Origin of the sequence: Streptomyces sp. SPB074, assembly GCF_000154905.1 — a bacterium.
Taxonomy (GTDB): domain Bacteria; phylum Actinomycetota; class Actinomycetes; order Streptomycetales; family Streptomycetaceae; genus Streptomyces.
Map to the genome: position 1 here is coordinate 5,787,802 of NZ_GG770539.1, position 11,269 is coordinate 5,799,070.

An 11,269-nucleotide genomic window follows, 5' to 3' on the forward strand; every position below is an offset into this window, starting at 1 on the left:
CAGGTACGCGCCGAGCCGTTCGATCGCCGAGGGGTTGCGGGGGCTCTCCACCAGGTCCGCGTAGTCCAGTACGTACACGCGCTTGTTCTTGATCGCCGGCACGTCGCGCAGGGGCGGGTACGACAGCAGGAAGTCCCGCTTCTTCCGCGCGCTCGTCGTCCCGTAGTCGTTGATGACGATGACGTCGGGGTTCCGCTCCACGACCGTCTCCCAGCCGACCGTCGTCCACGAGTCCTTGAGGTCGTGCAGGATGTTGGTGCCCCCGGCCTCGGTGATGATCTGCTCGGGCGCCGCGTACCTGCCGGAGGTGAAGGGCTGGTCCTGGCCGCTGTCGTAGAGGAAGACGGACGGCCGCTTCGCCGGGGCCTTCGCGCGCACGGCCGCGACCCTCGCCTTGTACCGCTCGATCAGCTTCGTGGCCCGCGTCTCGACGCCGAAGATCTTCCCGAGGTTCCCCAGGTCGGTGTAGAGCGCGTCGAGCGGCGGCATGATGCCGCGCGAGGTCCCGGTACGGGCGTTGCGGCAGGACTCGGTGAGCAGGTACGTGCCGATACCGGCCTTGTGCAGCTCGTCCGGGGTCAGCTCGTTCTCGTTGAAGCCGTAGTTCCAGCCCGCGAAGACGAGATCGGCGCGCGCGGCGAGCGCGTTCTCCTTGGTGACGCGGTCCTTCGATATCCACTTCACCTCGTCGTACGCGTCCTTGTACGGCAGGCCCTTCAGCGAGCCCTTGTCGTCCGGCATGGCGTACCCGGCCATGCGGTCCTCCAGGCCGAGCGCGAACATCAGCTCGGTGATGCCGATGTCGTTGGTCACGACGCGTGCGGGCCGCTTGTCGTACGTGACCTTCTCGCCGCAGTTGGTGACGGTGACCGCCTCCGTCTTCGCGGCCTTGCCGTCGTCGTGCTCGACCTTCGCGCCGCAGCCGGTCAGCGTGACGGCGGCGGCGAGACCGAGCGAGGCGGTGGTGAGGAGTTTGCGCACGGGAGAACCCTCCGGGGTCTTCAGGGAGTCAGGGGGTCGAACAGGAACTGGGTCGCGCCGGTCTCCGGGTGGCGCACGCGGTGCGCCCGTACGCCGAAGACCTCCGCGAGCAGCGCGGCGGACAGCACCTCGTCCGGCGGGCCCGAGGCGACGACGCGCCCGCCGTGCAGGACGTGCAGGAGGTCGCAGTGCGCGGCGGCGAGGTTGAGGTCGTGCAGGGCGGCGAGCACGGTCGGGCCGCTCGCGCGCACCCGGCGCAGGACATCGAGCTGGTGGGCGATGTCGAGGTGGTTCGTGGGTTCGTCCAGGACCAGGACGCGCGGCTCCTGGGCGAGCGCGCGGGCGATCAGCACGCGCTGCTTCTCGCCGCCCGACAGCGACAGGAAGCCGCGCGCGGCGAGGTGCGCGACGCCCGCGTCCGCGAGCGCCCGCGCGCAGATCTCCCGGTCGCGCGCGGCGGAGCGATCCCGGTGCGGGAGACGGCCCATCGCGACGACCTCGCCGACGGTGAAGTCGAAGTCGGCGGCCGTCTCCTGCGGCAGCGCGGCGAGCAGCCGCGCGGCGGCCCGGGGCGCGAGGCGGTGCACGTCCTCGCCCCCGACCCGTACGACCCCCGCGTCGGGCCGCCGCGCCCGGTACACGCACCGCAGCAGCGTCGACTTGCCGCTCCCGTTCGGCCCGACGAGCCCCACGAAGGCCCCGGCGGGCGCGTCGAGCACGACGCCGTCCACGAGCCGCGCGCCCGCCACGTCCACCGAGACGCCTTCGACGTCGTGTTTTTATGCCAGTTCCTCCGGAAAGGGGTACGGGTAGGGGGCGGCCGCGCTCAGCGGCCCGCGAGGGCGTGCCCGCCGCGCCGCATGAGCAGCAGGAAGGCGGGCACCCCGAGCGCCGCGGTGACGACCCCGACGGGCAGTTCGGTGGGCGCGAGCAGCAGGCGCGAGAGCAGGTCGGCCCAGACGAGGAGCACGGCCCCCGCGAGCGGCGCGACGGCCAGGACCCGCGCGTGCGAGGCCCCGACGAGCATCCGTACGAGGTGCGGCACCATGAGCCCGACGAAGCCGATCGCCCCGCTCACCGCGACGACCGTGCCCGTCACGGCCGCCGTCACGACGAAGAGTTCACGCCGCAGCCGGTCCGGCGGCACACCGAGCGCGGCGGCCGTCTCGTCGCCCATCGCGAGCGCGTCGAGCGCCCCGGCCCGCACCCCGAGCCACAGCAGGCCCGCGAGCACCGTCGCGGCGACGAGCGGCACTTTCGGCCAGGTCGCCCCGCCGAGGCTGCCGAGCAGCCACATCATCGCGGAGCGCGCCGCCTCGCCCCGCTCCGCGCCGAAGACCATGACCGTCGTGACCGCCTGGAAGCCGTACGCGAGCGCGGTCCCGGTCAGGACGAGCCGCAGCGGGCCGAGCCCGAGCGGGGAGCGGGCCACCGCGTAGACCAGGGCGGTCGCCGCGAGCGCGGAGACGAAGGCCGAGAAGGAGAGCGCCCACACGCCGAGGCTCGCGAGCGCGCCGAAGAGGATGACCGCGTTGGCGCCCACGGCGGCGCCCGAGGAGATGCCGAGCACGAAGGGGTCGGCGAGCGCGTTCCGTACGAGCGCCTGCACCGCGACCCCGACGGCGGCGAGCCCCGCGCCGACCACGGCCGCGAGCACGACGCGCGGGAAGCGGATCTCCCAGACGATCGTGTAGGCCCCCGCCTCGTCCCCGCCGACGCTCCCGCCGCTCAGCCCGGCCCACAGCAGCCGCAGCACCCGCCCCCAGCCGATCCCCGTCGCGCCCAGCGCGACCCCGCACACGAGCGAGACGAGCAGGAGGAGCGCGAGCCCGAGAAGCAGCGGGGGCACGGGTATCCGGCGCCCGTGCCCGGCGCGGGGGGCGGTGGTGAGGGACATGAGGGGCGCGCATCCTCCGGGTGGGCGGCCACCGGCGGTACGCGCAGGGCGCCCGCGGGGCCCGGAGGGGCGAGGTGCGGGGTCCCTGCTCGCAGTCCACGGCGAGCGGTCGACGGGGTCGGTACTCCTGCCGCGGGCGATCGGGCTCGCGCGGCCCCCGGGACACCCGCGGGCCACGCACACCGTTGCGGGTCAGCGCCGGATTCGCACCGGCTTCCCCCACGAGAGGCCCGAGCAGGCTAACAAACCCCCGTCAGGGGCGAACCGCCGGGCGGGGCCTTACCCGCTCACTCCTCCCCGATCCGCCACCCCCGCTTCCCGGCCAGCTCCAGCGCCGCCGTGGGCCCGAACGACCCGCGCGCGTACGGCAAGGGGACGCCCCCCGCCTCCTGCACGTCCGCGCACACCTCCCACAGGCGCTCGATCTCCTCGGCGCCCGTGAACCACGTCGGGTCGCCCGCGAGCGCGTCGAGGAAGACCCGCGCGTAGGCGGTGAGCGGCGGGTCCTCGGGGAAGGCCGTACCCGCGTCGAGCATGAGCGGCGCCCGGACGAGCCGGAAGCCGGTCCCGGGCCGCTTCCCGTACGCCTCGACGCCGAAGCGCGGCGGGTCGGTGAGGTCGAAGACCCACTCCGAGGGCCGGTCGCAGGCCGCCCAGTCCGCCCCCGGGACCCGCGCCGTCTCGCGCAGCCCGATCGTCACCTGCTGCCGCGAGACGCCCATCGCCTTGCCCGTGCGCAGCAGGAACGGGACGCCCTCCCAGCGCGGGTCGTCGATCCACGCGCGCAGCGCCACGAAGGTCTCGGCCGTGGAGTCGGCCGCGACGCCCTCCTCCTCGCGGTAGCCCTCGTACTGCCCGAACACCGTCTCGTCGGGCGCGAAGGGCCGCAGCTTGCGGAAGAGCGCGGTCCGCGCCTCGCGCAGCTCGTCCGCCCCGTACCGCCCGGGCAGGTCAAGCGCGAGGATGCCGAGGACCTGCCCGAGGTGGGTGGGGATCATGTCGCGGAAGGTCCCCGTGGACTCCATGAAGGAGGCCCGGCCCTCGATGTCGATCTCCTCGGGCACGTCGATCTGCACGTACGCGAGGTGCTCGCGGTTCCACACCGACTCCAGCCAGCCGTTCGCGAGCCGCAGCGCGAGCAGGTTGCGCACCGCCTCCTTGCCGAGGAAGTGGTCGACACGGAAGACGCGTTCCTCGGGGACGATCTCGTGCAGCCGCTCGTTGAGCGCGCACGCGCTCGCGACGTCCTCGCCGAACGGCTTCTCCATCACGAGTACCGCGTCGTCGCCGAGCCCGGTCGAGCCGATCATGCCGAGCATCCCGGACATGCTCGCGGGCGGCACCGAGAGGTACAGGAGGGTACGGGTGTCCGCGCCGAGCGATTCCCGCGTCTCGCGCGCGGCCCGCGCCAGGTTCTCGCCGTCCTCGGCGGAGGAGGCCCGGAAGCAGAAGCGCGCGGTGAACTCGTCCAGCCCTTCGGGGGCCTCGCCGCCGTGCGCGTCCCTGACCGCGTCGGCGACGATCCCGCGGAAGTCCTCGTCCGATCCTGGCGCGTGCCGGCCGGAGCCGATCACGGCGAAGTCCTTCGAGGTGAGGCCGCGCGCGTGGAGCTGGAAGAGCGCCGGATACAGCTTGCGCTTGGCGAGGTCGCCGGTGGAGCCGAAGAGGACCAGGAGCAGCGGACGGCCGTCGGCCGGGGAGTCGGAAGCCATGCGGGAAGCGCCTCTCGTACGGGGTCGGGCGGGGGCCCGGGACCGGGGTCGGGTACCCGCTCCCCAGCCTTGTGTGCCTGGCGTCCCGTCACCTCGCCGCCGGGGCCGCTCGGGTGAGGGCCGTGCCCCGGCCGGAGTATCAGCGCTGGTCAGAGGGCATTGTCGGTGGGCGGTGGCAGGATCGGCGGCACACGGTCCCGCGCGGCGCTGGACCGGCGCGAGTACGGGCGGAAGGCGGGGCGCGTGAGGAACCGGGGCGCGGGGACGGACTGGGACGCGGGGACGGACTGGGACGCGGTCGCGCCCGGCTTCGACACGGAGGCCGATCACGGGCTGCGCGACCCCGTGGTGCGGGACGCCTGGGCGCGCCGCCTCGGCGCCTGGCTGCCCGCCGGCCCCGCCGACGTGCTCGACCTCGGCTGCGGCACCGGCAGCCTCGCCCTGCTCGCCGCCCGCGCCGGACACCGCGTCACCGCCGCCGACCGCTCCACCGCGATGCTCGCCGAGGCCGCCGCGAAACTCGCCGGGACCGGCACCCGCCTCCTGCGCGCCGACGCCGCGCACCCGCCCTTCGCGCCCCGCTCCTTCGACGTCGTCCTCGTCCGCCACCTGCTGTGGCTCTTCGCCGACCCGGCGGCGGTGCTGCGCCGCTGGTGCGCGCTCCTGCGCCCCGGCGGACGGCTCGTACTGGTCGAGGGCCGCTGGAAGGACGCGGGCCTCCCGCTCGCCGAGGTCACCGCGCTCCTCGCCCCGCTCACCGAACGCCTCCACACCGAGTCGCTGAGCGGGGACCCGCGCCTGTGGGGCGGCCCCGTCGAGGACGAGCGCTACGCGGTCGTCGCGAGCCCCGCGCCGGCCCGCAGACACCGCGAGATCGTCGACGTCCACCTCCTGCTGCGCCGGGGCGACGAGGTCCTCCTCGCCCGCCGCGCCAACACCGGCTACGCGGACGGCCTGTGGCACGCGCCCTCCGGGCACGTCGAGGAGGGCGAGGACGTGCGGACGGCGGTGCTGCGCGAGGCGCGGGAGGAGACGGGCCTGCGGCTGAGCCCCGAGGACGTGCGCGTCGCCCTCGTCATGCAGCACGCCGCCCCCTCGGGGGCGAGCCGTATCGGCTGGTTCTTCGAGGCCGCGCACCCTGCGGGCGGCGAGCCGCGCAACGCGGAGCCGCACAAGTGCGACGCCCTGGAGTGGTTCCCGCTCGACGCCCTCCCGGACGGACTCGTCGCCTACTGCGCCGCCGGTCTCGACGCCTACCGCGCGGGCGACCGCTTCGTCCTCCACCGCCACGCCCCGGACGACCCGGTGGCACGGGTCGCGGGCGTACCGGAGCGGGCGGTGGTACTGCCGGAGAGCGGGGGAGGGTGACCGGCCGGGAGGACGCCGGGTGCGCCCGCGCCCGGCGCGCTCCGGGCGCGGTCAGGGGTCAGTACGCGAGGAGGGCGCGGAAGGCCGCGCGCTCCTCGTCCCGGTGTGCCAGCGCCTCAAGGCCGGCCAGGGCCGCCAGGGCTCGTTCCGCCGCCCGCGGGTCCGTCGTGGGCAGGCCGCTCGCCAGGAACTCGTCCTCGTCGAGGCGGAGCGCCGGGCCCCCGCCCGGTGCGGGCACCCACAGGTCGAGTTCGAGGTCGTCGACCCGTACCGCCCCCTCCTCGCGCACCGCGGGGCGGGTCATGTCGCAGTACCAGCCCTTGAGCCCGCCGTCCGCCGCCCGCACCTCCTTGATCGCGTACCACGTCGTCGTCCAGTAGTGCTCGGTGAGGACGTCGCCGGGCGCGAAGCGCACGAAACCGAAGTCGCGCACCCCGGGGGAGGCCCAGGGGGCCCGTACGACGAGGTGCGTGCCGTCGTCGGCCAGGCGCCGGGCCGGGTAGCGCTTCTTGACGCGGCCCGCCTTGGTGAGGACGACGGTCAGGGTGTCAGCCGAGGGGCTTGGCATGGCGGACCTCGGTCACGGCCGGTACGTAGCCGCACCACTTGTTGACCGCGAGCATCGGCGTGTTCTCCGCGTCGTTGCTCGTGTACCCCTCCGTCAGCCCGGCGGCGCGGGCGCGGCTCAGCGAGTCGAGCTTGACGCGCTTCGCGAGGCCCCTGCCCCGGTGGGCGCGCGCGGTCCCCGTCATCCCCGTGAAGTACCGGCGCGCGCCGTCCGTGTGCGCGACGGTGAACGCGGCGGCGGCCCCGTCCACGAGCGCCACCGTCGTCAGCTCCCGGTCGAGCAGCGGGTGGCCCCAGGTCGTGTCGAGCCAGTCCTCGTAGTCGTCCAGCCGCGTACCGACGTCGCCCGGCTCGTCGGCCGTCGCCTCCGCGTCCAGGCGGAAGAGCGGGCGCGGATCGTCGGCGAAGGCCGAGGCGGGCCGCAGCTCGACGCCCGCCGGAGGCGGCGCGAGCGACGGCAGCGCGGCCGTCAGGTCCAGGCGCTGGAAACGCGCGGAGCGGGAGGGGGACCAGCCGGAGCGGCGCGCGAAGTCCAGGTCGCGCTCCCCGTCGAGCACCCAGCTGAACGCCGTGCGCGCGCCGATCGAGGCGAGGTACTCCTCGGCGGCCGAGACGAGCGCCGTCCCGGCACCCCGGCCCTCGTGCCCGGGGTGGACGTACACGTTGCAGAAGGCGAGGCCCGGTTCGGGGCTCTCGTGCGCGAGCCCGAGGCTGCCCCGGCCGATCACCCGGCCCTCCTCGTCCTCGGCGAGCAGCAGCCGGTGGCGCTGCGCGGCGGGGGCACGGGTCGACTGCCACCGCAGCAGCTCCGGGGTCACCAGCATCGGCGGGATCGCGGCCCGCAGCACGGCGGTGACGCCGTCGAGGTCGGCGGGGTCTTCGGGATCGAGGTCACGCACACGAATCGTCATCGGCGCGAACGGTAGGCGCGGGGGACGGGACGGCGCGCCCGAATTAGCCGCGACGGCCGGCGGTCCCCGCGCGGTCGCCCCGGAGGGCGCGCCCCGGCCCGTGCGGTCAGCCCGCGTGGTCGCGCCGCGCACCGCCTCGCCGCTCCCGCCCCGCCCCCCTCAGCCCACCCCCAGCTCCTGGTTCCCCAGCACCCCCGCGAGCGCCAGCCGCTCCGCGTCCGTCGTGCCCGGTTCCGCCGTGTAGACCATGATCCGCAGGTCGCTGTCGTGGACCGTGAGGACGTCGCAGTCCAGGCGGATCTCGCCGACCTGCGGGTGCGCGATGGTCTTGCGCGCGCTGATGTGCGCGCCCACCGTGCCCGCGTCCCACAGCTCGGCGAAGCGCGGGCTGCCGGAACGCAGCGCGGCGACGAGCGCGGCCGGACGCGGGTCGTCCGGGTAGCGCTGGGCGACCGCGCGCAGGTCGGCCGCCATGCCCGCCTCGAAGGCGGCCCGCTCCGCCGGGGTCATGACCGCGCGCGAGCCCGCGCCGAGGTAGTTGCGCCACACCGCGTTGCGCTCCCGGCTGCCGAGCGCCGAGGAGTCGCCCATGAGGGCTTCGTACGGGCCGTTCGCCAGCAGCAGCGTCCACAGCGCGTCGAAGACCGCGACCGGGACCCCCGCGAGGCGGTCGAGCAGGCGCTGCACGCTGGGCGGAATCCAGCCGGGCACGGTGCCGGGACCCGGGGGGACGAGCCCGGCGCAGCGGTACAGGTGCGCGCGCTCCTCGGGGGCGAGCCGCAGCGAGCGGGCGAGCGCCTCGACCACCTGTGCCGAGGGGTGCGTGGCCCGGCCCTGCTCCAGGCGGGTGATGTAGTCGGCGGAGATCCCGGCGAGCTGCCCCAGCTCCTCGCGGCGCAGCCCGGGGGCGCGCCTCCTGCCGCCCGCCGGGAGCCCGGCCGCCCGCGGGGGCACGCGGTCGCGCCAGCGCCGCACCGCCTGCCCGAATTCACCCGTCGTCATAGGGGCAGTGTGCACGCGCGCCGGGGCATCGTGCCTGGTACCGCTGTTCCCAGGAAAACGGGACCACTGGCCCGGGCGCCCGCCCGGCCGCACCGTGGAGGCATGACCACTTCACTGATCACCGGAGCGAACAAGGGCATCGGCTTCGAGACGGCCCGGCAGCTGATCGCCGCGGGACACACCGTGTGGCTCGGCAGCCGCGACCCGGAGCGGGGCCGCGTGGCGGCCGAGGAGCTGGGTGCCAGGGCGCTCGTCATCGACGTGAGCGACGACGCCTCGGTCGCCGCCGCCGTCCGTACCGTCGAGGAGGCCGGGACCGGGCTCGACGTGCTCGTCAACAACGCGGGCATCGAGCCGCGCGCCGAGGACGGCGGGCCGCTCGCCGCGCTCGACGCGAGCGCCGACCGGCTGCGTGGCGTCTTCGAGACGAACGTCCTCGGCCCTCTGCGCGTCACGCAGGCGTTCCTGCCGCTGCTGCGCCGCTCGGACTCCGCCGCCGTCGTCAACCTGAGCAGCGGCCTCGGCTCGCTCGCGGGCGGCGGCGGGAACCCGTATTACCCGAGCGTCGAGTACCCGGTCTCCAAGACCGCCCTCAACATGCTCACCGTCAAGCTCGCCCAGGCGCTCCCCGGCATCCGCGTCACCGCCGTCGACCCGGGTTTCACGAAGACGGACCTCAACCACCACGCGGGCACGCAGACCGTCGCGGAGGGCGCGGCGGCCTCGGTGCGCGAGGCGCTCGCGGGCAACGAGGGCCCGAGCGGCACCTTCGTCTCGGCCGAGGGCCCCGTGCCCTGGTGACCGGGGCGACGGGCGCGAGTGGCACGACCGCCGCCAGTGGCGCGGGCACGCGCGGGTGACCGCCACCACGGGCGCGCCCACGCCCGGGGCGTCCCGGCCGGACGTGCCCGGCCCCGTCGGTCCCGGTTCGGCTGACGGGCCGCGCCTCAGTCCCCGTACGCCGTCCGCAGCGCGTCCTCGAAGAGGGCCCGCGCCTCGTCCGTCGTGAGCCCGAGGCGCTGGGCCCGTTCGGCGCAGGCGAGCGCCGCCGCCGCCACCTCGCGGTGCGCGGAGTCACCGGCGGCGGCCACCACCGTGCCGTGCCGCCCGCGCGTCTCCACGACGCCGTCCGCCTCCAGCGCCCGGTACGCCTTGGCGACCGTGTTGGCCGCCAGGCCCAGCTCCTGGGCGAGGCCGCGCACGGTCGGCAGCCGGTAGCCCGCCGGGAGCGCGCCCGAGCGCGCCTGCCCGGCGATCTGCGCGCGCAGTTGCTCGTACGGGGCGAGGGCGGAGGCGGCGTCGACCGCGATCTTGAGGCTCACGCCCCGATTCTGCCCCACCCCGGCCCGCCCCACCCGGACTCCGGCGGCGGCCGGAGCCGTCCGGCACGGGGACGAGCGACGCGCCGCCGGTGCTCACCCCTCTTCTTCTCCGCGGGTGGCCACCTGACGGGCGCGTCCCCGGCGCCCTGGGCGCGCGCGTCGTCCGCCGGCTGAAAGACCCTCTGCTCCACGAGCCCCAGCGGTCCGCAGGGGACCGAACGCCGCACCTGCCGACGGCCCGTCAGGCGCTTTTCGGTGAAGGGGAGCTGAAACCTCGTCCAGGTGAAACTTTCCGCCCGGTAACTTCTTGTCATGCGCACTCCCGCGAGGCGGTCGTGAGTGGTACCAACAGAAAGGCGGAAATCCTGCTACACGGAGGTTCCATGAGATTCCCCCGCGTCACCGCGATCGTGTCCTCGCTCCTCCTGGCCACCGGCGTCACCCTCGCCTCGGCCGCCACCTCCCACGCCGCCGCCCCCACGGGCTACGTGGCCCTCGGCGACTCCTACTCCTCCGGGGTCGGCTCCGGCTCCTACGACAGCGCGAGCGGCGACTGCAAGCGCAGCTCCAAGGCGTATCCCGTCCTGTGGAAGAACGCCCACTCACCCTCCAGCTTCAACTTCGACGCCTGCTCGGGCGCTCGTACGGGTGATGTTCTCGCCCAGCAGCTCGGTCACCTCAGCGCCTCCACCGGCCTCGTGACGATCTCCATCGGCGGCAACGACGCCGGTTTCGCCGACGTCATGACGACGTGTGTCCTCCAGTCCACCGACACGTGCGTCGCCAAGGTGAACACCGCCCGCGCGTACGTGCAGAACACGCTCCCGGGCGCGCTCGACAACGTCTACGACCAGATCCGCGCCAAGGCCCCGGCGGCCAAGGTCGTCGTCCTCGGCTACCCGCGCTTCTACCAGCTCAACGGCTCCTGCGTCGCGGGCCTCGCCGAGGCCGAGCGCTCCGCCATCAACGGCGCGGCCGACTTCCTCGACACCACCATCGCGGCCCGCGCGGCGAGCCACGGCTTCTCCTTCGGCGATGTCCGCGCCACCTTCACGGGCCACGAGATCTGCTCCGGCGACTCCTGGCTGCACAGCGTCGACTGGCTCAACATCGGAGAGTCCTACCACCCCAAGCCCGCCGGCCAGTCCGGCGGTTACCTCCCGGCCCTGACGAAGTACGCCCCCTGACGGACACGGTGCCCGTCCGCCGGCCCGGCTCCTCCGCCCGCGTCCCCGCGTACGCGGGCGGGGGACCCGGACCCGGGGCGGCCCCGCCCACCGGAGCGTGGCCTCAGTCCCGCAGCAGCGCCCACACCAGCACCGCCGCGACGAGGAGCACCCCGAGCACCGCGCCGAGCGGGGCGAGGCGCGCGGGGGAGCGGCCCGCAGCGCGCGGGGACTCCTTGGGCGTGACCTGCGGGGGCGTACGTCCGGCCGGAACCGCCCCCGGGGCCGTCCCCCCGGCGTCGCGCGCTCCGGCGGGGGCCGCGTCCCGTTCCTCCGCCGGTTC

11 protein-coding genes, 1 pseudogene and 1 riboswitch are annotated in these 11,269 nt (G+C 75.2%); of the genes and pseudogenes, 3 read left to right on the forward strand and 9 right to left on the reverse strand.

Annotation, left to right across the window (positions count from 1 at the left end; all coding sequences use genetic code 11):
* The 4 genes from SSBG_RS24470 to SSBG_RS24485 form a co-directional block, all read right to left on the reverse strand.
* Window positions 1-981: ABC transporter substrate-binding protein (locus SSBG_RS24470; RefSeq protein ID WP_037870556.1), on the reverse strand; the 981-nt coding region annotated here is incomplete at its 3' end.
* 20 nt (window positions 982-1,001) lie between these two features.
* Window positions 1,002-1,736 (reverse strand): ABC transporter ATP-binding protein, encoded by a 735-nt coding sequence (locus SSBG_RS24475; protein WP_008748749.1) that lies wholly within the window; start codon window positions 1,734-1,736, stop codon window positions 1,002-1,004.
* Window positions 1,737-1,807: 71 nt separating this feature from the next.
* The gene (locus SSBG_RS24480; protein WP_008748750.1) at window positions 1,808-2,878 is read right to left on the reverse strand and encodes a FecCD family ABC transporter permease; all 1,071 of its coding nucleotides are present in this window, start codon (window positions 2,876-2,878) and stop codon (window positions 1,808-1,810) included.
* Between the two features lie 117 nt (window positions 2,879-2,995).
* A riboswitch (cobalamin riboswitch) is annotated at window positions 2,996-3,127 on the reverse strand.
* A gap of 38 nt (window positions 3,128-3,165) precedes the next feature.
* Entirely contained in the window at window positions 3,166-4,590 is a 1,425-nt protein-coding gene (locus tag SSBG_RS24485) for a glucose-6-phosphate dehydrogenase (RefSeq protein ID WP_008748751.1), read from the reverse strand.
* Window positions 4,591-4,833: 243 nt separating this feature from the next.
* Here SSBG_RS24485 and SSBG_RS24490 point away from each other — a divergent pair, with 243 nt between their 5' ends.
* On the forward strand, window positions 4,834-5,958 hold the full coding sequence (locus tag SSBG_RS24490; protein WP_050776932.1) for a methyltransferase domain-containing protein: 1,125 nt from the start codon (window positions 4,834-4,836) through the stop codon (window positions 5,956-5,958).
* Window positions 5,959-6,016: 58 nt separating this feature from the next.
* Here the strand turns inward: SSBG_RS24490 and SSBG_RS24495 are convergent, their stop codons facing one another.
* The 3 genes from SSBG_RS24495 to SSBG_RS24505 all read right to left on the reverse strand — a co-directional run bounded on the left by SSBG_RS24495 (window position 6,017) and on the right by SSBG_RS24505 (window position 8,438).
* The gene (locus SSBG_RS24495) at window positions 6,017-6,526 is read right to left on the reverse strand and encodes a DUF402 domain-containing protein (protein ID WP_037870558.1); all 510 of its coding nucleotides are present in this window, start codon (window positions 6,524-6,526) and stop codon (window positions 6,017-6,019) included.
* Window positions 6,507-7,436 carry a GNAT family N-acetyltransferase gene (locus tag SSBG_RS24500; RefSeq protein ID WP_008748754.1) on the reverse strand — a complete coding sequence of 310 codons (930 nt, stop codon included), beginning with the start codon at window positions 7,434-7,436 and terminating at the stop codon, window positions 6,507-6,509. The genes SSBG_RS24495 and SSBG_RS24500 overlap by 20 nt, the downstream gene beginning before the upstream one ends.
* A 159-nt stretch (window positions 7,437-7,595) precedes the next feature.
* Complete coding sequence (locus SSBG_RS24505) at window positions 7,596-8,438, reverse strand: helix-turn-helix transcriptional regulator (protein WP_008748755.1); 843 nt, start codon at window positions 8,436-8,438, stop codon at window positions 7,596-7,598.
* A 102-nt stretch (window positions 8,439-8,540) separates the two neighbouring features.
* Between SSBG_RS24505 and SSBG_RS24510 the strand changes: the two genes are divergently transcribed.
* Window positions 8,541-9,239 (forward strand): SDR family NAD(P)-dependent oxidoreductase, encoded by a 699-nt coding sequence (locus SSBG_RS24510; RefSeq protein WP_008748756.1) that lies wholly within the window; start codon window positions 8,541-8,543, stop codon window positions 9,237-9,239.
* Between the two features lie 146 nt (window positions 9,240-9,385).
* Here SSBG_RS24510 and SSBG_RS24515 read toward each other — a convergent pair whose 3' ends face one another.
* On the reverse strand, window positions 9,386-9,760 hold the full coding sequence (locus SSBG_RS24515; RefSeq protein ID WP_008748757.1) for a GntR family transcriptional regulator: 375 nt from the start codon (window positions 9,758-9,760) through the stop codon (window positions 9,386-9,388).
* Window positions 9,761-10,143: 383 nt separating this feature from the next.
* On the opposite strand from SSBG_RS24515, the gene SSBG_RS24520 reads away from it, so the two are divergent.
* Window positions 10,144-10,947 (forward strand): SGNH/GDSL hydrolase family protein, encoded by an 804-nt coding sequence (locus SSBG_RS24520; RefSeq protein WP_008748758.1) that lies wholly within the window; start codon window positions 10,144-10,146, stop codon window positions 10,945-10,947.
* 103 nt (window positions 10,948-11,050) lie between these two features.
* On the opposite strand, the pseudogene SSBG_RS24525 reads toward SSBG_RS24520, so the two are convergent.
* Window positions 11,051-11,269 (reverse strand): annotated as a pseudogene (locus SSBG_RS24525) (serine/threonine protein kinase); the annotation flags it as partial.

Bases quoted from the DNA above. Each gene is read 5' to 3' on its own strand.
- SSBG_RS24500 (WP_008748754.1), bottom strand. From the start codon at position 7,436: ATGACGATTCGTGTGCGTGACCTCGATCCCGAAGACCCCGCCGACCTC.
- SSBG_RS24510 (WP_008748756.1), top strand. From the start codon at position 8,541: ATGACCACTTCACTGATCACCGGAGCGAACAAGGGCATCGGCTTCGAG.
- SSBG_RS24505 (WP_008748755.1), bottom strand. From the start codon at position 8,438: ATGACGACGGGTGAATTCGGGCAGGCGGTGCGGCGCTGGCGCGACCGC.
- SSBG_RS24495 (WP_037870558.1), bottom strand. From the start codon at position 6,526: ATGCCAAGCCCCTCGGCTGACACCCTGACCGTCGTCCTCACCAAGGCG.
- SSBG_RS24520 (WP_008748758.1), top strand. From the start codon at position 10,144: ATGAGATTCCCCCGCGTCACCGCGATCGTGTCCTCGCTCCTCCTGGCC.
- SSBG_RS24485 (WP_008748751.1), bottom strand. From the start codon at position 4,590: ATGGCTTCCGACTCCCCGGCCGACGGCCGTCCGCTGCTCCTGGTCCTC.
- SSBG_RS24480 (WP_008748750.1), bottom strand. From the start codon at position 2,878: ATGTCCCTCACCACCGCCCCCCGCGCCGGGCACGGGCGCCGGATACCC.